A 19,985-nucleotide genomic window follows, 5' to 3' on the forward strand; every position below is an offset into this window, starting at 1 on the left:
GGTCGGGGTATGCGTGCCGCTGCGGGCGGTGTGCGGTCGGCCGCGCCCGAGCGGCGGAGCTTCGTACCGGCAGGGCCTCGCGCCACCGGGCCCCGGCGCCCCGGGCAGTGACCGGAGTTCGAGAGAGGTGCGTCGGTGGCCAGGAGCGGCGGCGGGTCGGCGCGGGACAGTGTGTGGCTGGAGGCGAGGACGCGGCGCGGCGGGCGCGGCGGCCAGCCCTCGGGGCTCGACCGGGAGCGGATCACCGCGGCCGGCGTGCGGCTGCTGGACGCCGAGGGCATGGCGAGGTTCTCCATGCGCCGGCTGGCCGCCGAGCTGAACGTCACCGCGATGTCCCTGTACTGGTACGTCGACACCAAGGACGACCTGCTCGAACTCGCCCTCGACGCCGTCTACGGCGAACTGCGGCTGCCGGACCCGCAGGACGACGGCGCCGACTGGCGTGAGCAGTTGCGGGAGCTGGCCGGCGAGTACCGGTCGCTGCTGGTGCGCCACGCCTGGCTGTCGCCGCTGGCCGGGCGCTACCTCAACATCGGACCCAACGCGCTGGCCTTCTCCCGCGTGGTCCAGCGGGTCGTGCGCCGTGCCGGGCTGCCCGCGCACGGCGTCACCGGCGCCATCTCGGCCGTCTTCCAGTTCGTGTACGGCTACGGCACGGTCGAGGCGCACTTCCTGGCCCGGACGGCGGACACCGGGCTGACCGCCGACGAGTACCACCGCCGGGCGGTGAGCCTGGTCGCCGATGATCCCGGGACCGCCGAGATGTTCCGGGAGTCCCGGGACCTCATGGCGGCCCGGGGCGGCGACACGGTCGGCGAGATGATGGACCGGGACTTCGGGTTCGCCCTCGACCTGCTGATCGCCGGCATCGAGGCGATGGTCGCCAGGGGCTGACCGCCGGTCGCCGGCCGCCGTCCCGGAGCGGGGCGCCGGGGGTACGGCCGGCCGCCGCCCCGCGCGGCCCGGCCTTACTCCGGCCGCCGGGGCCGCTCCCGCGGCGGCTCTAGTCGCCCTCGGCCAGCCGCGCCGGGAACCCGCCGGTCGCCACCGGGCCCCAGCGTTCCGGTGTCACCCGGATGATCGACTTCCCCTGCTTGCGCATCGCCTCGCGGTACTCGTCCCAGTCGGGGTGCTCGCCGGCGATGTTGCGGTAGTACTCGACCAGGGGTTCGACGGAGTCGGGGGTGTCGATGACCTCGGCCGTGCCGTCGATCTGGACCCAGGGCCCGTTCCAGTCGTCGCTGAGCACGATGAGGCTGACCCGGGAGTCCCGCTTGGCGTTGCGGGTCTTGGCGCGCTCGGGGTAGGTGGAGGCCACGATCCGGCCCGAGTCGTCCACCCCGCAGGTGAGCGGGGAGCCCTGGGGGCTGCCGTCGGCCCGGCGGGTGAGCAGGACGGCGCGGTGCCTGGGGCGTACGAAGTCGAGCAGTTCGGCCTGCGATACACGGGTGTTCGTCGCGATGTTCGGTGCCATGGACGCAGCCTAGGGCGAGCCGGGCCCGGTGAGACTGACCCTGCTGGGCACAGGATCATCCGGACGTCACTTCACCGCAACGGAGCAGCTAGAGTGCTGATGTCGTGTGCTCGCAGTCAGGAATGTGCTGCGGAGCTCTCCTGAGCATGGCCGTAAGGCTGTGACACCCGAGAGGTTCGTGTGGCTTCCCCTGACTTTTTCGACGTGACCCGTGCGCCTGTCGGCCTTGAGCTGGCGGAGGCGCTCACGCTTGCCGCTCGGCGGCTGCACGAGACGACCACCCCGCAGGCCACGCTGCGCACCGCCGTCGAGCTGGCCGTCGAGCTGCTGCCCGGCGCCGAGCACGCCGGCGTCCAGGAGATCGACCGCGCCGAGGGCCGCCGTACGGTCGCCTGGACCGATGACCTCGTGTGCGACGCCGAGACGCCGGAGCTGCCGCACTGGGAGCGGCTGTGGAGCTCGCCGGTGGTGCGGCTGCCCGCCAACGACGGCGACGGCGGCGAGGGTGGCGACGGCGAGGGCGAGTCCGAGCAGGTGACGGAACCGCTGGCGGACCTGGGGCTGCGCTCGGTGCTGTCGCTGCGGCTGCGCGCCGACCGGCGCCGGCTCACCGTGCTCACCGCCTACTCCGGCAAGCCGCGCGCCTTCGACGAGACCGCCGCGCGCCTCGGCCGGCTCTTCACCGCGCACGTCAGCCTGGCCCTGAACGCGGTGACCGTCCAGGAGCAGCTCACCGAGGCCATGCACACCAGGGACCTGATCGGCCAGGCCACCGGCGTCCTCATGGAGCGCCTCGACATCGACGCCGCGGCGGCGTTCGAGAGCCTGGTCCGCGCCTCCCAGCGGGAGAACGTCAAGCTGCGGGACCTGGCCCGGCGCATCGTGGGCGCCACCGGCAACTGAGCGACCGGCAACCGAGCGACCGGCGCCTGAGCAGCCGAGTCACCGGGAACGACGACGGCCCGCCGCCACGTCACACGTGGCGGCGGGCCGTCGGGCGTCTCCGTCAGGCGGTCGGCAGGGTCTCGCCCTGTACCGCCTGGATGTCCAGCTCGACCCTGAGGGTCGTGCCGATGGCGGCGATGCCCGCCTGGAGGACCTGGTTGTAGTTCATCGCGAAGTCCTCGCGGTGCAGTTCGGTGGTCGCCCGGAAGGCCGCGCGGGTGCCGCCCCACGGGTCGGCGCCGGTGCCGAGGTAGGCCAGGTCCAGGTCGACCGGCCGGATCACGCCGTGCATCGACAGCTCGCCGTGCACGGTCCAGCGGTCGGGGCCGGCCACCTCCACGCCGGTGGAGCGGTAGGTGATCTCCGGGTGCCGCTCGACGTCGAGGAAGTCCGCGGACCGCAGGTGCGTGTCCCGCATGCCGTTGCCCGTGTCGACCGACGCGGCCCGGATCACCGCCTCCACGCGGGACTTGGTGACGTCGTCCGGGGCGATCTCGATCGTCCCGCCGAACTCCGTGAACCGGCCGTGCACGCTGGAGATCCCCAGGTGCTGCGCCACGGCGGCGACGGACGAGTGCACCGGGTCGATGGTCCACGGGCCGGGCGGCGGCAGTTCGGTGCCGCCCTGCCGGGCCAGCGTGACGGTGCCGACCTCGGCCCGCCCGCTCGCGGTGACGATGGCGCTGGAGGCGGCGGGCGCGTAGCCGACGGCGGTCACGATCACCGTGTACGCCCCCGGCGTCAGCTCGGTGGCGTCCCGTACGGCACCCTCGGCGTCCGCCTCGGCCCGCAGCACCTGCGTACCGGTCATGTCGGTCATCGTGACGACGGCGTGCGACACGGCCCATCCGTCCCGGGTACGGATCCTCGCGGACAGTCCCATCCCGTTTTCTCCCTGAAAAGCCAGATAATTCGGTCGTATGGAACCGGCCCGTGACGGGCGCGTCTCGGCTCGAGGCGCGCGCCGTCACGGGCCGGGGATCGGACTACTCGCCGGGGTGGGCGAGTTCGATGTCGTGTCCGTCGACTCCGGTGCCGTTCACCGTCAGGGCCGTGGCCACCGGCGGGTAACCCGTCGCGATGACGGTGTAGTCGCCGCTGTCCAGGTCGGCGAAGGCGTACGCCCCGTCGGTCCCGGTGGTGGCCGTGCCGACCACGTTGCCCGCCTGGTCGACCAGGGTCACCCGGGCGTCGGCCAGCGCACCGTGCGGGGCCCGCACGACACCCTGCAGCCGGGCGCCGGCGTCCAGGTCGACCTCGATCCGGGTGACCCCGGTCGTGGCGACCTCGACCGGCAGCGCGCGCGGCCGGAAGCCGCTCGCGTTGACCGCGACGGTCACCGCGCCCGGCACCAGGTCGGTGAAGGCGAAGTCGCCCTGCTCACCGGTGGCGGCGGTGGCCAGCAGGTCGCCGCGCACATCGGTGACGATCACCATCGCGTCCTTGACCGGCAGCGCGCTCCCGGCCGAGCGGACCACACCGGTCAGCCCGCTGGTGCCGCTGAGCAGGATGTCGTAGGACAGCGGCTCCTCGCCCACCACGACCGTGGAGGCCTGCGGCTGGAAGCCGTCGGCGGAGGCGATCAGGACGTACGAGCCGGCGCCCGGCGCGTCCACCGCGTAGGAGCCGTCGCCCTGGGCGACCGAGCGGCCGAGCTGGCGGCCGGACAGCGAGATCAGCGTGACCGCGGCCTGCGGGACCGGGGCGCTCTCGGCGCCGCGGACGAACCCGTGCACCGGGGTGCCGTTGCCGGCGCCCGGCTCCGCGACCGTGGCGACCGCGGTCACCGGCTGCGCGGCGGCCGCCGCAGCGGTGCCCTCGGAGTCGGACGCGGTGGTCGCGGCGACCGCGACCGGGACCGGGACCGTCTGCGCCTCGGCGACGACCGGGGCGGCGGCCGGGTCCAGGGCCGGCGACTCGGTGTCCGCGGCCTGGGCCAGCGCACCCTTGGTCTTCAGCGGGACCTCCTTGATGAACAGCGTGATCAGGAAGGCGACGGCGGCGAGGGCGGCCGCGATGTAGAAGACATCGGCGATGCCGTGGCCGTAGGCGCTCTCCAGCAGCGTCCGGATGGGAAGCGGCAGCTTGTCCATGTCCGGGATGGTGTCGGTGGAGCCCGAAGCCGCCATGGCGGCCTGGTACTTGGGGCTCAGGGAGCCGATGCCGTCCGTGACGTAGTGGGTGATCCGGTGGGACATCACCGCGCCGAGCGCGGAGACGCCGACCGCACCGCCGAGGGAACGGAAGAAGGTGACCGTCGAGCTGGCCGAACCGAGGTCCGAGGGCGCCACCTGGTTCTGCGTGGCGAGGACCAGGTTCTGCATCATCATGCCGATGCCGAGACCCAGCAGGGCCATGAAGATGGCCATCTTCCAGTAGTCGGTGTCGTACCGGATGCCGCCCAGCAGGGCCAGCCCGGCCGTCACCAGCAGGCCACCGCTGACCAGCCAGGCCTTCCAGCGGCCGGTGCGGGTGATGAACTGACCCGACACGGTCGAGGAGATGAACAGGCCGCCGATCATCGGGATGGTCAGCACACCGGACATCGTCGGGGACTTGTCACGGGCGAGCTGGAAGTACTGGCTGAAGAACACGGTGCCGGTGAACATCGCGACACCGACGAACAGCGAGGCGAGCGACGCCAGCGTGATGGTGCGGTTGCGGAACAGGCGCATCGGGATGATCGGCTCGCTGGCCTTCGCCTCGACGAGGACGAAGAGCGCGCCGAGCACGACCGAACCGCCGACCATCACATAGGTCTGCCAGGACACCCAGTCGTACTTGTCACCGGCGAAGGTGACCCAGATGAGCAGCAGGGAGACGGCCGCCGAGATGAGGGACGCGCCGCCCCAGTCGACCTTGACCTCGCGCTTGACCACGGGCAGGTGCAGGGTCTTCTGCAGGACGATCAGCGCGATGACGGCGAACGGGACGCCGACGTAGAAGCACCAGCGCCAGCCCAGCCAGGAGGTGTCGGTGATGACACCGCCGAGCAGCGGGCCGCCGACGGTGGCGACGGCGAAGGTGGCGCCGAGGTAACCGGAGTAACGGCCCCGCTCACGCGGGGAGATCATGGCCGCCATGACGATCTGGGCCAGGGCCGACAGACCGCCGACGCCGATGCCCTGCACCACGCGGCAGACGATCAGCATGCCGGGGTTCTGCGACAGGCCGGCCGCCATCGAGGCGACGACGTAGATGACCAGGGCTATCTGGACGAGCGCCTTCTTGCTGTACAGGTCGGCGAGCTTGCCCCACAGGGGAGTGGCCGCGGTCATCGACAGCAGGGCGGCCGTGACCACCCAGGTGTAGGCCGACTGACCGCCGCCGAGGTCGCCGATGATCTCAGGCAGGGCGTTGGAGACGATCGTGGACGACAGGATCGCCACGAACATGCCGAGCAGGAGCCCGGACAGGGCCTCCATGATCTGCCGATGGGTCATCGGGGCGTGACCTGTGCCTCCCCCGTGCTTGGCGTGAGCCCGCACACCGGCTGGTGTGGTCGTTGCCATGGGCTTCCTTTACTTACGTGCTTGCGGGTGTACGGGTGGTCTCTTCGACTACGGGTGCGGGGATCCGGACCGGGGTCGAGCGGCAGTCGCCGAAGGACGCCCGCAGGCGCGCCATCAGCGCGATGAGCTGGCCGACCTCCTCGTCGGTCCAGTCGGCCAGCCGCTCGGCCAGCAGGTTCGAGGTCCGCCGGGACAGCTCGTCGACCTGCTCCAGACCGGCGGGCGACAGGCGCAGGATGCGCGAACGCTTGTCCGCGGGGTCCGGGTGCCGTTCGATCCAGCCGCGCGCCGCGACGTGCGCCACATGCCGGCTGGTGACCGACATGTCCACGGAGAGCAGCTCGGCGAGCTTGCTCATGCGCATGTCGCCGTGGCGGCCGAGCAGGGTCAGCACGGCGGCCGAGCCGGCCGGGCACTCGGACGGCAGTATCCGACCGAGGTCCCGTTTCACGGCTCCGAAGGCGCTGAACTGACGTACCAGCTCTTCGTACTGCGCCCGCTCGGCCATCACACCTCCCGTATTCGTTGCTTAGGGCAACCATAGAGCCGGTTGGTTGCTGCAGGCAAACAACCAGGGGCCTGGCGGCGCAAAAACTTGGCAAAGGCAAGTATTGCGATCGTAAATGCGCTGGTCGGAGTGGCCGCCCGCATCCCGTCTGTCCCGGTGGACCCGCACTTGGGTCGCACCACCGGATTCGCTAGTGTCTCGGGCCATGGCTAACACCCAGGGCCCCCAGGGCAATTACGACCCCGCAGGCAGCACCCAGATGTTCCGCGCGTTCGTCGACGAGGGCCCGCAGGGCCGGCAGCAGCAGCAGCCGGCCTCCTCCGGGCCCCGGGTCGGGCTGATCATCGGCATCGTGGTGGCCGTGGCCGTCGTCGCCGCCGTCGCCTGGCTCGCGCTCAAGTAGGACACCCACCGTCCGGACGCACGGGGGCCGCCGACGCTGCCGCAACGGCGCGTCGGCGGCCCTGTGACCGTGTGCCCGCGTAGGGGCGCGGACGGGAGAGGCCCGGGGGCGGGTGTGGCCCCCGTCGCCCGTCAGTCCGAGATGAGGCCCTCCCGCAGCTGGGCCAGGGTCCGGGTCAGCAGCCGGGAGACGTGCATCTGGGAGATGCCGACCTCCTCGCCGATCTGCGACTGGGTCATGTTGGCGAAGAAGCGCAGCATGATGATCCGGCGCTCCCGGGGCGGGAGCTTGGCCAGCAGCGGCTTCAGGGACTCCCGGTACTCCACGCCCTCCAGCGCGCTGTCCTCGTAGCCGAGACGGTCGGCCAGGGAGCCCTCGCCGCCGTCGTCCTCGGGCGCCGGGGAGTCGAGCGAGGAGGCGGTGTACGCGTTGCCGACCGCGAGGCCGTCGACGACGTCCTCCTCGGAGACGCCGAGCACGGCGGCCAGCTCGGTGACCGTCGGGGAGCGGTCCAGCTTCTGGGACAGCTCGTCGCTGGCCTTGGTGAGGGCCAGGCGCAGCTCCTGGAGCCGGCGCGGGACGCGCACCGACCAGGAGGTGTCACGGAAGAAGCGCTTGATCTCGCCCACGACCGTCGGCATCGCGAACGTCGGGAACTCCACGCCCCGTTCGCAGTCGAAGCGGTCGATCGCCTTGATCAGGCCGATGGTGCCGACCTGGACGATGTCCTCCATCGGCTCGTTGCGCGAGCGGAAGCGGGCCGCCGCGTAGCGCACGAGGGGGAGGTTCAGCTCGATCAGGGTGTCCCGGACGTACGCGCGCTCGGGACTGCTCTCGTCGAGCGCGGCGAGCCGCAGGAACAGGGACCGGGACAGGGTCCTGGTGTCGATGTCCGCCGCGGCCGGCGGGGCCGGGGCAGGGGCGGCGGCCGGGTCGGCCTGGGCCGGCACGGCATCGAGGGCCGTGACGCCCTCGATGCCGTCGAGGACGTCGAGAGCGTCGAGCTCCTTGGGCGCTGCCTCGCTCGTGGGCGTGAGCACCTTCGAGCTGCCCTGGTCTGCGGACATGCCACCCCCTTTGGGTCGCGGGACGGTCGCGGCGGCGCCGTCATTGCGAGCGACGCAGCCTTCACCTGAATACCGGCGCCGGAGCTCCGGCAAACGCGCTTCCCGCAGAATGTCACATGTCGGCAACACGCTGTAGTGACATGTCGACATGTGAGTTGCGAATCGGCCCTGGAAAGAAGGGGTCTGACGGTCTTTCGGCGCACAACTGTCGGGAACCGCCCCACTGGGCGATTCGCTCTCGCCGGTGAGTGATCGATCCCGCTTTCGAACGGCCGTGGGCTGGTGTGTTCCGGCGCGTGCTCCCGTGCGCCGGTTATGCCTCGATGCGATTCGCGGATCGCAGCCGTTGGAAGCTGCGCGCGAGCAGCCGGGACACGTGCATCTGGGACACACCGAGCTCCGCGCTGATCTGTGACTGGGTCAGATTGCTGTAGTAGCGAAGCAGCAGGATTCTCTGTTCCCGTTCCGGGAGCTGGACCAGCAGATGGCGGACCAGGTCGCGGTGTTCCACGCCGTCCAGGGCCGGGTCCTCGTAGCCGATGCGGTCCAGCAGGCCGGGCAGCCCGTCGCCCTCCTGCGCGGCCTCCAGGGAGGTGGCGTGGTACGAGCGTCCCGCCTCGATGCAGGAGAGGACCTCCTCCTCGCTGATCCTGAGCCGCTCGGCGATCTCGGCGGTCGTCGGGGAGCGCCCGAAGGCGGTGGTGAGGTCCTCGGTGGCGCTGTTGACCTGCACCCACAGCTCGTGCAGCCGGCGCGGTACGTGGACCGTGCGGACGTTGTCCCGGAAGTACCGCTTGATCTCGCCCACCACGGTCGGCATCGCGAAGGTGGGGAACTGCACCCCCCGGTCGGGGTCGAAGCGGTCGATGGCGTTGATCAGGCCGATGGTGCCGACCTGGACCACGTCCTCCATCGGCTCGTTTCGGGAGCGGAACCTGGCGGCCGCGTAGCGCACCAGCGGGAGGTTGGCCTCGATCAGCGCCCCGCGCACCCGGTCGTGCTCCGGCGAGCCCGGGGTCAGCTCCTTCAGCTCGCCGAAGAGCACCTGGGTCAGGGCGCGGGTGTCGGCGCCGCGGCGCTTCTCGGGGGCAGGAGGGGAGGGGCTGGGCACCTCGTCCTGGGGCGGCGCAGTACTGGCCGACACGGTCAACGCCACCTCTTCATCGGTCAGTCATCCGTCAAAAGCGGTCATAGCATCACAAGACATGTGCACTGTGTGCAAGCACCGCATAACGCCGTGTTGTGGCCGGATGACGCCCAGTTCGGGGCCCGGGAAGCGGAGAAGCCCCCCATGTCTTCCATGGAGGGCTCCGGGCGTGCGGGGGTCAGAACTCGTAGTCGGCGATCACCCACGTGGCGAACTCCCGCCACTGCGCGACGCCTGCCTGGTGGGCCGGGTGTTCGAGGTAGCGCCGCAGCGCTTCCCGGTCGTCGACCGCCGAGTTGATCGCGAAGTCGTACGCGATGGGCCGGTCGCTGATGTTCCAGGCGCACTCCCAGAACCGCAGCTCCTCGATCTGCCCGCCGAGCGCCCTGAACGCCTCCGCGCCCGCCACGACCCGCGGATCGTCGCGCTCGACGCCCTCGTTGAGCCTGAAGAGGACCAAGTGGCGGATCATGGGGCGTACCTCAGTTCTTTCCTCCGTTGGCGGCCCAGGTCATGAAGTCGCCTATGGCCTTGGCCGCGTCCGATATGCCCTCGAAGCCTATCTGGACGTAGTCGGCCGCCTTGGCCGGGTCGGTGATGATCACGTACAGCGCGAAGACCACGAGCACGAACACGGCGATCTTCTTGGCGTTCACCGCCACCGCGGCCTCCCCTGTACCTGTGACTCCTCGGCGCCCTGTTGTCGGCGGTGAGTTTATCCGCCCGCTCGTGTGTTCCGGCCGGGGAATTGTGTGCGAGTCGCGGGGGAGTCCCAACGCGGGCCGGTGCGGGGGGAGTCGGAAAAGCCCCGAGGGGCCCGGTCCAATGGACCGGGCCCCTCGTACGGAGCGGTAGCGGAGGGATTTGAACCCTCGGTGACTTGCGCCACACTCGCTTTCGAGGCGAGCTCCTTCGGCCGCTCGGACACGCTACCGAGGGAGACCCTACAGCAAGGTGGGGCGTGGTCAGAAATCGGTATTCAGCGGTCCCGGAAGAACTCCGTGAGCACCCCGGCGCAGTCCTCCGCCAGGACGCCCTCGACGACCTCGGGGCGGTGGTTGAGCCGCCGGTCGCGCACGACGTCCCAGAGCGAGCCGGCCGCTCCCGCCTTCTCGTCCCGGGCGCCGTAGACCACCCGGTCCACCCGGGACTGCACCAGCGCGCCCGCGCACATCGTGCAGGGCTCCAGGGTGACGACCAGCGTGCAGCCGGCCAGCCGCCACTGCCCGAGCTTCGCGGCGGCCCGCCGCAGGGCGAGGACCTCCGCGTGCGCCGTCGGGTCGCCGGTGACCTCGCGCTCGTTGTGCCCGGCGGCCAGCACCGTCGTGCCGTCCGGGGCCAGCAGGACGGCGCCGACGGGGACGTCGCCGCCCCGCACGGCCAGCCGGGCCTCGTCCAGGGCGAGCCGCATCGCGGCCCGCCAGGGACCGCGCACCGGGTCGGGTGCGCCGGCGGTGTGCTCGGTGCTCAGCGGACGGTCTCCAGCACCTCCGAGGCGCCCAGGGCCTCGGCGATCGTGCCCAGCGCGTCGTCGGCCTCCAGGGTGCGCAGCTCCTTCTCGCTGATGCCCAGGTCGTCGAGGATCTCGCTGTCGCCCACCGGGCTGTGCGGCACCGCGTCGGCCGAGGCGCCGGCCGTGTCGTCCTCGTCGTCCTCGGACTCGCCGTCCTCCGTGCCGTCGAGGTCGAGGGCGTCCAGGTCGGGGCCGTCGTCGGCGCCCGGCTCCCGGCCCAGCAGCTCGTCGGTGAGCAGCAGCTCGCCGTAGGCGCTGCGGGCGGCGGCGGCCGCGTCCGAGACGTAGATGCGAGGATCCTCCTCGCCGTCCACGCGGACGACACCGAACCAGGCGTCCTCCTGCTCGATCAGCACGAGCACGGTGTCCTCCTCCGGAGAGGCTTCCCGGGCCAGGTCGGCGAGATCCGACAGGGTCTCCACATCGTCGAGCTCCGTGTCGCTCGCTTCCCACCCGTCTTCGGTGCGCGCGAGCAGTGCGGCGAAGTACACCGTGACTCTCCCACTGGTCATAGGCGTGCCGGTTGGGGGTCCCCCCGGCGGAGGTCATGGGCGGGAAGAGCTGGGCTCCGGGCCCCGTCCACTCGGAATCGTGGCAGAAACAAGACGTTCAGGGGACGTCTTCGGCTCCCTGTGTCCGGCTGTTTTGATCGTGGATCCGTGACCGGCCCACGTGTGTGTCCGTTGCCGCCACCTGCGGATCGTACGCGGCCTCACCGGCGTGTGCGCACGTCCGCCGGAGCAACACCGGCGCTGGTGCCGGTCTTTCCTACCGGCTTCCTTCCCACGGGTCTCTTCCCACCCGACCGTACGCCGGAATCCCCCTACCAGCGGAAGGTTCGCATCCGCATGGCGTGGCGCAGCCGGGCCGCCTTGGCGCGCCGGGGCTGGACGCGGTCGCGCAGCGCCCGGGCCTCGGCGAGGTCGCGCAGGAACTGGGCGCGTCGGCGCCGGCGCTCGGCGTCCGTCTCGGGCCGTCGGGGGCCTGTCGCGCTCCCGGCGTCCACGGCGGCGACGGTCTTCTGATCAGGCAGGTCAGGCACAGTTCACACCACCCCGGGTCCGTCCCTCCCACCTTCCCTCGGACGGGCGGTTTGATGCCAGCGCCGGGCGCGGCCGAGCGCGGTTACTGTTAGGGACATGCGTCTCCACGTCGTCGACCACCCCCTGGTCGCCCACAAGCTCACCACGCTGCGCGACCAGCGCACCGACTCCGCGACCTTCCGGCGGCTCGCCGACGAGCTGGTCACCCTGCTCGCCTACGAGGCGACCCGGGACGTGCGCACGGAACAGGTCGACATCAACACGCCGGTCGCCCGGACCACCGGCGTCAAGCTCGCCCGCCCGCGCCCGCTGGTGGTGCCGATCCTGCGGGCCGGCCTCGGCATGCTGGACGGCATGGTCCGGCTGCTGCCGACCGCCGAGGTGGGCTTCCTCGGCATGATCCGCAACGAGGAGACCCTGCAGGCCTCCACCTACGCCTCGCGCATGCCGGAGGACCTCTCGGGCCGCCAGGTGTACGTCCTGGACCCGATGCTGGCGACCGGCGGCACCCTGGTCGCGGCCATCCAGGAGCTGATCAAGCGCGGCGCCGACGACGTCACCGCCGTGGTGCTGCTCGCCGCGCCCGAGGGCGTCGAGGTCATGGAGCGGGAGCTCGCGGGCACCCCGGTCACGGTCGTCACGGCGGCCGTCGACGACCACCTCAACGAGCACGGCTACATCATCCCCGGCCTCGGGGACGCGGGGGACCGGCTGTACGGCGCCGCCGAGTAGGGCTCGGGCCCGGCCCGTTCAGCAGCCCTTCGGCGACGCGGCGGTCGTCCGCTTCGGTTCACTCAGCCGGGCCAGCGCCTGGTCGGCGGCCGCCCGCTGCGTCAGGCCGCCGAACCGGTCGCCGATGATCAGGTCGAGGTCGGCCCCCTTGCGGCCGGCCTCGGTGCGGGGCTCGGCGCCGGCGAGCTGGGTGGCGAGCACCGGCAGCGAGGTGTTCAGCGCGGCGGCGGGGCCGAGCAGCACCCCGGAGCCCTTGACCTTCTTGTCGAACTCCTTGGGCGCGTTGCCCACGTCGCCGATCCGGAAGCCGCGCTTCTTCAGCTCGTCCGCGGTGGCCTTGGCGAGGCCGCTGCGGGTGGTGGCGTTGTAGACGTTCACGGTGATGGCGCGGGGCGCGGGCAGCGCCGCCCTGGCGGGCGCCGCTGACGCCTTCGCGACGGGGCACTCGGCCCTGCCGCCGTCCGCCTCGGACTTCTTCCCGCTCCCGGTGAAGACGTCGATGAGCTGCAGGGTGCCCCAGCCGATCAGGCCGAGCGCGGCGACGGAGGCCAGCACGGCGGCGACGAGCCTGCCGCGCCGCCGGGGAGGGCGCATCCGAGGGTATTTGCCCCCCGTGATCCGGTACTGGCCGCCCATGCCGGGAGGAGTCAGCATGCTCATGAGCGCAGCGTAGTGTGCCTGAGCGGCGATGCCTATTAGATGATCAGCAGACGCCGTTCAGTGGACCCGAAAGGGGCAACGGCCGTGTCGGCCGGGTCAGTCGAGTTCGAGCACGCGTGCGTGCAGCACCTGGCGCTGCTGGAGGGCGGCGCGCACCGCCCGGTGGAGGCCGTCCTCCAGGTAGAGATCGCCCTGCCACTTCACGACGTGCGCGAAGAGGTCGCCGTAGAACGTCGAGTCCTCGGCCAGCAGGGTCTCCAGATCGAGCTGCTGCTTGGTGGTCACGAGCTGATCGAGGCGGACCGGGCGCGGCGCGACGTCCGCCCACTGCCGGGTGCTTTCCCGGCCGTGGTCGGGGTACGGCCGGCCGTTTCCGATGCGCTTGAAGATCACACGGAAAGCCTACCGGGCCAGACGTTCCGGGCGCAGCCATGGCGCCGCAGTGCGACGCTGGAATTGCCGGAGCGAAGAGGCCCATAACGGGTGCTATCGGAGACAGGGGCCGTGGATGAGTGACAGCGAGGCGCTCCCCGCCGAGGCCGAACGGATCCGCGCCGGATACGCCTTCACCGGCCCCGCCCTGGATCTCGGCGCCCTGCTCTGGGACGGCCGCTGCCTCGCCGGGGCGCCGGTGCGGATCCCGCTGCCCGTGCTCAACCGGCACGGGCTGGTCGCGGGCGCCACCGGCACCGGCAAGACCAAGACGCTCCAGCTCATGGCCGAGCAACTGTCCGCGCAGGGCGTGCCGGTGTTCCTCGCGGACATCAAGGGCGACCTGTCCGGCATCTCCCGGCCGGGCGTGTCGAACGACCGCGTCCAGGGGCGGGCGGCCGAGGTGGGCCAGAGCTGGGCGCCGGCCGGTTTCCCCGCGGAGTTCCTCGCGCTCGGCGGGTCGGGCCACGGCATCCCGGTGCGGGCCACCGTCACCAGCTTCGGCCCGGTGCTGCTGTCCAAGGTGCTCCGGCTCAACCAGACCCAGGAGCAGTCCCTCGGACTGATCTTCCACTACGCCGACACCAAGGGCCTGGACCTGGTCGACCTCAAGGACCTCAGGGCCGTGGTCGCCTTCCTCACCTCGGACGAGGGCCGGGCCGAACTGACGGACATCGGCGGGCTGTCCCGTGCCACGGCCGGGGTGATCCTGCGCTCCCTGACGGCCTTCGAGGCCCAGGGCATGGCGGACTTCTTCGGCGAGCCGGAGTTCGACACGGCCGACCTGCTGCGGACGGCGCCGGACGGGCGGGGCGTCGTCTCCGTGCTGGAGCTGCCCGCCGTCCAGGACCGGCCGCAGCTGTTCTCCACCTTCCTGATGTGGATGCTGGCCGACCTCTTCCACGACCTGCCCGAGCTCGGCGACGTCGACAAGCCCCGGCTGGTCTTCTTCTTCGACGAGGCGCACCTGCTGTTCAGCGACGCCTCCCGGGCGTTCCTCGAGTCGATCACGCGGACCGTGCGCCTGATTCGCTCGAAAGGGGTCGGCGTCTTCTTCGTCACCCAGACCCCGAAGGACGTGCCGTCCGACGTCCTCGGCCAGTTGGGAAACCGCGTCCAGCACGCGCTGCGCGCCTTCACCCCGGACGACCAGAAGGCCCTGAAGGCGACCGTGCGGACCTTCCCCGACTCCGCCTACGACCTGGAGGAGCTGCTGACCGGCCTCGGGACCGGCGAGGCCGTGGTGACCGTGCTCGGCGAGACCGGCGCCCCGACCCCGGTCGCCGCGACCCGGCTGCGCGCGCCGCAGTCCCTGATGGGACCGGTGGACGGGCCGGGCCTGGACCTGGCGGTGCGGGAGTCCGCGCTGCACGGGCGTTATGCACAGGCTGTGGACCGCGAGTCCGCGTACGAGCGGCTGAGCGAGCGGCCGCCGGCGGCCGGGGCCCCGGCCGCCGGCGCGGACCGGCCGGGCCGCACCCGCTCCGCGAGCCGCCCGGACCCCCGGGGCGAAGGGGCCCGAGGAGGAGCCGTCGCTGGTCGAACAGGTGGTGGGCAGCGGGGTGTTCAAGTCGCTGGCCCGCTCGGTCGGCACCCAGATCGGCCGCGAGATCACCCGCTCCCTGTTCGGCACGGCACGGCGGAGGCGGTGACCGCCTCCGCCGGCTGATCAGCGGCCGTCCTCCTTCACGGGCCGCTGCGGTGGCGGGTTCGTTCCCTCCGGCCGGGCCGGCGCGCTGCGCCTGGCCTCCGCGCGCAGCAGGGCGCGCAGGACCGCGTACGGGTCTGTGGGCATGGTGGTTCCTCGCGTCGGACTGACTGGGCCTGGGGATGAGGCCCGGTCAGCAGCGCAGGACCACCGTCCGCAGCAGGGGCACGGCCTCCGGCGGGCGCGGCACGGCGGGGCGCGGTGCCGCCGCCGCGGGGGCGGGCGCCGGTCCGGCCGGGGGCGCGGGGCGTTCGGGGGACCCGGCCGGGTGGCAGACACGGGCGGACGGCCGGAGCGGGGTGTCGGTGTGGTCGTGCTCGGCGGCGCCGGCCGCCGCGGCCGGGGCGGGCGCCGCAAGGGCCTGCACATGGGCGCCGGGCACCCACACCGCGAGGAGCAGGACGAGCACCCGCAGCCAGGTGCGGCTGCGGGGGATGCGCGCGGTCCTGCTCACACGGGGTCTGTGCCCGCCGGGCCGCCCCGGCACATCGCGCGCCGCCCGGGATGCGCCCGTTCGGCGCAGCGCCGGCCTCACACCGTGCGCGGCACCTGCCGGGCCACGCCCCGGACGCGTACCGCGGTGACGATCTCCACGATGCCGACCACCACCAGCCACCAGCCGGCGACCAGGGTCAGCACGGCGACCGAGGTGAGGGGCGAGTCGATCAGCACGATGCCGGCGACGAAGGTGACGATGCCCAGGAAGATCTGCCAGCCCCGGGCGGGCATGCCGGAGTCGGAGGCGGCGGCCAGGGTCTGGGTGATGCCCCGGACCACCCAGCCGATGCCGATCCACAGGGCGAGCAGCAGGGTCGACTGCATCGGCCCGCGGAAGCAGAACAGGCCCAGCAGGACCGACAGGGCGCCGCTGACGAAGGCGAGGACGCGCAGCGAGGTCCGCCGGTGGGTGCCGAAGGCGGCGGCGAGCTGGAAGACGCCGCTGGCCACGAGGTAGAGCCCGAACAGCACGCCGGCGACGAGCAGGGAGGGGCCCGGCCAGACCAGTACGAGGACGCCGAGGACCAGCGAGGCGATCCCCGTGCCCAGGACGACCTGCCAGGCGGCCCTGGACAGGGCGTGCAGGGGCCCTTCGAGGGGCGGTTCCGGCTCGTGGCGGGCCTGCTGGGCGTGGCCCGCGTGGACGCTCCGGTCGTCGTACTCACGGTCCCAGGAGGGGCCGCCGCCAGGTGCCTCGGTCATGGTCCATGCTCGGATCGCCCGGGCTCGCGCCGCCACCCGGGCGGGGCCGTCCGGCTGAGGTCTACCTGCCCGCTGCCTTCGCCGCCCCGGCGGCCTTGGCGGCGGCCTTCATCTCCTGTTTGTGCGCCCGGACCTTGGCCAGCGACTCGGGCCCGGTGATGTCGGCGACGGACCGGAAGGACCGCTCCTCCCCGTACGCCCCGGCGGCCTCCCGCCAGCCCGTGGGCCGTACGCCGAGCTGCTTGCCGAGCAGCGCCAGGAAGATCTGCGCCTTCTGCCGGCCGAAGCCGGGCAGCTCCTCCAGCCGCTTCAGCAACGCGGGCCCGTCGCCGGCGTCCCGCCAGACGGCCTCGGCGTCCCCGTCGTAGTGGTCGACCAGGTACCGGCAGAGCTGCTGGATCCGCTTGGCCATCGAGCCGGGGTAGCGGTGCACGGCGGGCTTCTCGGAGAGCAGGGCGGCGAACGCCTCCGGGTCCATGGCCGCGATCTCGTGGGCGTCCAGGTCCCGGGCGCCCATCCGGCCCGCGATGGTCGCCGGTCCCTTGAACGCCCACTCCATCGGGATCTGCTGGTCCAGCAGCATCCCGGTGAGCGCGGCGAGCGGGCTGCGCCCGAGCAGGGCGTCGGCCTCGGGGTCCTGGGCGAGGTGCAGAGTCGCTTCCATGGCTCGATGGTGCCCCGGAGGACCCGGCGGCGCAGCCGGGCGGCGCCGCGCGCGGCCGGCCGGCCTCCCCGGGCGGCGGGGCGTCGCGTACGATTCGCATTAACTTAGGCAAGGCTTACCTAAAGAGGTGCTCCGAGGTGACCAGCGAGATCCACCGTGATGCCTGGGGCATCCCGCACGTGCGGGCCGCCGACGCCCGGGCCCTGGCCCGCGCCCAGGGCCGGGTCACCGCGCTGGACCGCGCCTGGCAGCTCGAGGTCGAGCGGCACCGGGCCCGGGGCACCTCGGCCTCCTTCCTGGGCGCGGCCGCGCTCCCCTGGGACGTGTTCGCCCGCCGCGCCCGCCTCGACGACACCGCGCGGCGCTGCTTCCGCGCGCTGGAGGCACGGGACGCGGAGACGGCCGACTGGGTCCGGGCGTACGTGGACGGCGTCAACGAGGGCCTGGTGGCCGGCGCCCGCCGCGCGCCCGAGTTCGGGCGCTCGGGCCTCGCCCCCGGCCGCTGGGAGCCCTGGACCCCGCTCGGGATCTGGCTCGCCACGCACATCCTGTTCGCCGGTTTCCCCGCCAAGCTGTGGCGCGAGGAGGCGATACGGCACCTCGGCCCCGAGGCGCCCGGCCTGTTCGCCGCCGACGGCCCCGGCACCGCCGGCAGCAACGGCTGGCTGCTGTCCGGCGACCGCACGGCCACCGGGCGGCCCATCGTCGCCGGGGACCCGCACCGCTTCATCGAGGACCCCGGCGTCTACCAGCAGATCCGCCTGTCCTGCCCCGAGTTCGACGTCGTCGGCCTCGCCGTCCCCGGTGTGCCCGGCATCCCCCACTTCGGCCACACCGGCGCCGTCGCCTGGGCCATCACCAACGCCATGGCCGACTACCAGGACGTCTACCGCGAGCGGCTGCGGCGCACCGGCATTGGTGTGGAGGCCCTCGGCCCCGACGGGGTCTGGCGCCGGGCGCGGCGGCACACGGAGACCGTGGAGGTCGCCGGGGAGGCGCCGGTCGGGATCGAGGTGATCGAGACCGAGCGGGGCCCGGTGATCGCCGGCGGACCGGAGGGCCTCGACGCGGGCGTCACGGCCGCCACCCCCCGCGTGAAGGGCGTCGCCTGGGAGGACGGCCCGGAACTGCCCACCGCCCTCGCCCTGCGCTACCCGCCCCGCGTCACGGAGGACCTCGGTTTCGGCTGTCTGCTCCCGCTCCTGCGCGCCCGCACGGCCGGCGACGTCGACCGGGCGCTGGACGGCTGGGCCGAACCGGTCAACGTCGTGCAGGCCGCCGACACCGAGGGCGGGCTGCTGCACCGGGTGGCCGGCCGCGTCCCCGTGCGCGCGGCGGACAACCGGGTCCGGACGGTCCCCGCCTGGCGGCCGGGCCACGAGTGGCGCGGCTGGCACGAGACGCCGTACGGCGAACTCACCGACGGCGTCGCCGTGATGGCCAACCAACGCGGCCCGGCCGCCCCCCTCGGCGTCGAGTTCGCGCCGCCGCACCGCGCCGACCGCATCCGCGCCCTGCTCCAGGAACGCCGCACCTGGTCGGCCGCCGGCCTGCACACCGTCCACACCGACACCCACCTCGCCTCGGCCGGTCCGCTGCTCGACCGGATCGCCACCCTCGACGGCCTCACCCCCGAGGCGGCCCGCCTCCGCGACCGCCTGCTGGCCTGGGACCGCCGCATGGACGCCGGCAGCACCGGCGCGGCGGCCTACGCCGCGGTGCGCACGGCGGTCGTCCGCCGGCTCGCCGCGCACCCGGCGTTCGCCGCCCTCACCGAACCACCCGCCTACCCCGAGGTCCTGCTGCCCTGGCTCGCGCTCGTGCCGCGCATCGGTCACGCCCTGGAACACCTCCTGAAGGCACGGGAGTTGTACGGCATCGACCGGGACGCCGTGGTGCGGGAGGCCCTGACGCGGACCGCCGCCGCCGGGCCCGCCGGCACCTGGGCGGACACCCACCGCCTCGCCCCCTGGCGGGCACTGCCCGGTCAGCGGCCGGACCCGGAACCCGGCCTGGCCGGCGACCACGACTGCGTGCTGTGCACCTCGGCCGTGCCCGGCCTCACCGACCTCGCGGCCCGCGGCCCGGCCGCCCGCTACGTCTGGGACCTGGCCCGCCGCGAGGACAGCCGCTGGGTGGTCCCCTTCGGCGCCGACGGCGTGCCCGGCGCACCGCACCACCGCGACCAGCTCCCCCTCTGGCTGGAGGGGGAGCTGGCCCCGGTCGTCACCGACTGGGCCCTGCTCACCCCCGAGGACACCCAGGAGAACGATGTCTGACCTGTTCGAACGGCACATCGACGGCTACGGCACCGTCCGCGTCCGCCCCCTCGACCCGGCGGGCGACGCGGAGGTGGTGCACGCCTGGGTGAGCGAGGAACGCGCCGCGTTCTGGGGCATGACCGGCCTGACCCGCTCCCAAGTGGCCGACGTCTACGCCCACATGGCCACCCTCGACACCCACCACGCCCACCTCGTCACCAAGGACGGCGAACCGGCCGCCCTGCTGCAGACCTACGAGCCCGGCGCCGACCGGGTCGGCGAGACCTACGAGGTCCGCCCCGGCGACATCGGCCTCCACGTGCTCCTCGCCCCCGCCGGGCCCGCCGGCCGCCGCCCCGGCTGGACCTCGGCCCTGCTGACCGGGATGACGGCGTACGCCCTGCTGGCGCTCGGCCGCCGCCGGATCGTGGTCGACCCGGACGTCCGCAACACCAGGGCGATCGCCCGCTTCCGGCGCCAGGGCTTCGAGACGGGCCCCGCGGTCGTCCTGCCCGAGGTGGACATCCCCGACGTGCACCTGCCCGCGAAGCACGCCCGACTGGCGTTCCTGACCAGGCAGGCGGCCTTCCCGGACGATCCCGCCTGACCCGGTGACCCGGCCGGTGCCACCGGTCCGGGCACATCGGGCGGCCGGTGCGGTGAGCACGGCGGCCGATCGCCGCGTACCCATGGGGAGGGCTGACGTACCCGGAGCG

Annotated in this window: 23 protein-coding genes, 1 tRNA gene and 1 pseudogene; 7 read left to right on the forward strand and 18 right to left on the reverse strand. The window is 72.9% G+C overall.

Features of this window, described 5'->3' with window-relative positions:
* Positions 1-135: 135 nt before the first annotated feature.
* Positions 136-894: a TetR/AcrR family transcriptional regulator gene (locus TNCT1_RS09530; RefSeq protein ID WP_174266209.1), complete on the forward strand. Its 759-nt coding sequence runs from the start codon at positions 136-138 to the stop codon at positions 892-894.
* 109 nt (positions 895-1,003) lie between these two features.
* On the opposite strand, the gene TNCT1_RS09535 is transcribed toward TNCT1_RS09530, so the two are convergent.
* Positions 1,004-1,474 carry a PPOX class F420-dependent oxidoreductase gene (locus tag TNCT1_RS09535; RefSeq protein WP_143630390.1) on the reverse strand — a complete coding sequence of 157 codons (471 nt, stop codon included), beginning with the start codon at positions 1,472-1,474 and terminating at the stop codon, positions 1,004-1,006.
* Between the two features lie 204 nt (positions 1,475-1,678).
* Here TNCT1_RS09535 and TNCT1_RS09540 point away from each other — a divergent pair, with 204 nt between their 5' ends.
* Entirely contained in the window at positions 1,679-2,377 is a 699-nt protein-coding gene (locus TNCT1_RS09540; RefSeq protein ID WP_143630391.1) for an ANTAR domain-containing protein, read from the forward strand.
* 103 nt (positions 2,378-2,480) lie between these two features.
* Here the strand turns inward: TNCT1_RS09540 and TNCT1_RS09545 are convergent, their stop codons facing one another.
* The 3 genes from TNCT1_RS09545 to TNCT1_RS09555 form a co-directional block, all read right to left on the reverse strand.
* Complete coding sequence (locus tag TNCT1_RS09545) at positions 2,481-3,302, reverse strand: YceI family protein (protein ID WP_143630392.1); 822 nt, start codon at positions 3,300-3,302, stop codon at positions 2,481-2,483.
* A gap of 103 nt (positions 3,303-3,405) precedes the next feature.
* Entirely contained in the window at positions 3,406-5,931 is a 2,526-nt protein-coding gene (locus TNCT1_RS09550) for an MFS transporter (protein ID WP_143630393.1), read from the reverse strand.
* A gap of 13 nt (positions 5,932-5,944) precedes the next feature.
* Entirely contained in the window at positions 5,945-6,439 is a 495-nt protein-coding gene (locus TNCT1_RS09555; protein WP_143630394.1) for a MarR family winged helix-turn-helix transcriptional regulator, read from the reverse strand.
* 205 nt (positions 6,440-6,644) lie between these two features.
* Here TNCT1_RS09555 and TNCT1_RS09560 point away from each other — a divergent pair, with 205 nt between their 5' ends.
* Positions 6,645-6,842, forward strand: coding sequence for a hypothetical protein (locus TNCT1_RS09560; RefSeq protein WP_174266210.1), 198 nt, complete (start codon positions 6,645-6,647; stop codon positions 6,840-6,842).
* A gap of 131 nt (positions 6,843-6,973) precedes the next feature.
* Here TNCT1_RS09560 and TNCT1_RS09565 read toward each other — a convergent pair whose 3' ends face one another.
* The 8 genes from TNCT1_RS09565 to TNCT1_RS09600 all read right to left on the reverse strand — a co-directional run bounded on the left by TNCT1_RS09565 (position 6,974) and on the right by TNCT1_RS09600 (position 11,611).
* A complete protein-coding gene (locus tag TNCT1_RS09565; protein ID WP_143630396.1) occupies positions 6,974-7,909 on the reverse strand; it encodes an RNA polymerase sigma factor SigF in 936 nt (311 codons plus the stop codon).
* Positions 7,910-8,222: 313 nt separating this feature from the next.
* The gene (locus TNCT1_RS09570) at positions 8,223-9,059 is read right to left on the reverse strand and encodes an RNA polymerase sigma factor SigF (protein ID WP_143630397.1); all 837 of its coding nucleotides are present in this window, start codon (positions 9,057-9,059) and stop codon (positions 8,223-8,225) included.
* 175 nt (positions 9,060-9,234) lie between these two features.
* Positions 9,235-9,528, reverse strand: coding sequence for a Dabb family protein (locus TNCT1_RS09575; protein ID WP_143630398.1), 294 nt, complete (start codon positions 9,526-9,528; stop codon positions 9,235-9,237).
* Positions 9,529-9,538: 10 nt separating this feature from the next.
* Complete coding sequence (locus TNCT1_RS09580; protein ID WP_143630399.1) at positions 9,539-9,718, reverse strand: hypothetical protein; 180 nt, start codon at positions 9,716-9,718, stop codon at positions 9,539-9,541.
* A gap of 187 nt (positions 9,719-9,905) precedes the next feature.
* Positions 9,906-9,990, reverse strand: a tRNA-Ser gene (locus TNCT1_RS09585).
* 45 nt (positions 9,991-10,035) lie between these two features.
* Positions 10,036-10,467, reverse strand: coding sequence for a tRNA adenosine(34) deaminase TadA (gene tadA / locus TNCT1_RS09590; RefSeq protein WP_143630463.1), 432 nt, complete (start codon positions 10,465-10,467; stop codon positions 10,036-10,038).
* 56 nt (positions 10,468-10,523) lie between these two features.
* Complete coding sequence (locus tag TNCT1_RS09595) at positions 10,524-11,060, reverse strand: hypothetical protein (RefSeq protein ID WP_143630400.1); 537 nt, start codon at positions 11,058-11,060, stop codon at positions 10,524-10,526.
* 332 nt (positions 11,061-11,392) lie between these two features.
* Positions 11,393-11,611 (reverse strand): hypothetical protein, encoded by a 219-nt coding sequence (locus TNCT1_RS09600; protein WP_373920464.1) that lies wholly within the window; start codon positions 11,609-11,611, stop codon positions 11,393-11,395.
* Between the two features lie 97 nt (positions 11,612-11,708).
* Between TNCT1_RS09600 and upp the strand changes: the two genes are divergently transcribed.
* A complete protein-coding gene (gene upp / locus TNCT1_RS09605) occupies positions 11,709-12,344 on the forward strand; it encodes a uracil phosphoribosyltransferase (RefSeq protein WP_143630401.1) in 636 nt (211 codons plus the stop codon).
* 18 nt (positions 12,345-12,362) lie between these two features.
* Here upp and TNCT1_RS09610 read toward each other — a convergent pair whose 3' ends face one another.
* Together TNCT1_RS09610 and TNCT1_RS09615 are read right to left on the reverse strand one after the other, a co-directional pair.
* On the reverse strand, positions 12,363-13,004 hold the full coding sequence (locus TNCT1_RS09610; protein WP_235902447.1) for a LytR C-terminal domain-containing protein: 642 nt from the start codon (positions 13,002-13,004) through the stop codon (positions 12,363-12,365).
* A 96-nt stretch (positions 13,005-13,100) separates the two neighbouring features.
* Positions 13,101-13,397, reverse strand: coding sequence for a type II toxin-antitoxin system VapB family antitoxin (locus TNCT1_RS09615; protein ID WP_004943146.1), 297 nt, complete (start codon positions 13,395-13,397; stop codon positions 13,101-13,103).
* 115 nt (positions 13,398-13,512) lie between these two features.
* Between TNCT1_RS09615 and TNCT1_RS09620 the strand changes: the two are divergent.
* A pseudogene (locus TNCT1_RS09620) lies at positions 13,513-15,088 on the forward strand (helicase HerA-like domain-containing protein).
* Positions 15,089-15,105: 17 nt separating this feature from the next.
* Here the strand turns inward: TNCT1_RS09620 and TNCT1_RS36635 are convergent.
* From TNCT1_RS36635 to TNCT1_RS09635, 4 genes are all read right to left on the reverse strand, one after another.
* The gene (locus TNCT1_RS36635) at positions 15,106-15,231 is read right to left on the reverse strand and encodes a hypothetical protein (RefSeq protein ID WP_268894160.1); all 126 of its coding nucleotides are present in this window, start codon (positions 15,229-15,231) and stop codon (positions 15,106-15,108) included.
* Between the two features lie 46 nt (positions 15,232-15,277).
* A complete protein-coding gene (locus TNCT1_RS09625; protein WP_143630402.1) occupies positions 15,278-15,598 on the reverse strand; it encodes a hypothetical protein in 321 nt (106 codons plus the stop codon).
* A 77-nt stretch (positions 15,599-15,675) separates the two neighbouring features.
* The gene (locus TNCT1_RS09630) at positions 15,676-16,344 is read right to left on the reverse strand and encodes an HdeD family acid-resistance protein (protein ID WP_143630403.1); all 669 of its coding nucleotides are present in this window, start codon (positions 16,342-16,344) and stop codon (positions 15,676-15,678) included.
* A gap of 61 nt (positions 16,345-16,405) precedes the next feature.
* Positions 16,406-17,008 carry an HhH-GPD-type base excision DNA repair protein gene (locus TNCT1_RS09635; protein ID WP_143630404.1) on the reverse strand — a complete coding sequence of 201 codons (603 nt, stop codon included), beginning with the start codon at positions 17,006-17,008 and terminating at the stop codon, positions 16,406-16,408.
* A gap of 137 nt (positions 17,009-17,145) precedes the next feature.
* Between TNCT1_RS09635 and TNCT1_RS09640 the strand changes: the two genes are divergently transcribed.
* Both TNCT1_RS09640 and TNCT1_RS09645 read left to right on the forward strand, forming a co-directional pair.
* The gene (locus tag TNCT1_RS09640) at positions 17,146-19,287 is read left to right on the forward strand and encodes a penicillin acylase family protein (RefSeq protein ID WP_143630405.1); all 2,142 of its coding nucleotides are present in this window, start codon (positions 17,146-17,148) and stop codon (positions 19,285-19,287) included.
* Positions 19,280-19,876: a GNAT family N-acetyltransferase gene (locus TNCT1_RS09645; RefSeq protein ID WP_143630406.1), complete on the forward strand. Its 597-nt coding sequence runs from the start codon at positions 19,280-19,282 to the stop codon at positions 19,874-19,876. Before TNCT1_RS09640 ends, TNCT1_RS09645 begins: the two co-directional genes overlap by 8 nt.
* Positions 19,877-19,985: the final 109 nt, after the last annotated feature.

The organism is Streptomyces sp. 1-11 (genome assembly GCF_007176755.1).
Classification (GTDB): Bacteria; Actinomycetota; Actinomycetes; order Streptomycetales; family Streptomycetaceae; genus Streptomyces.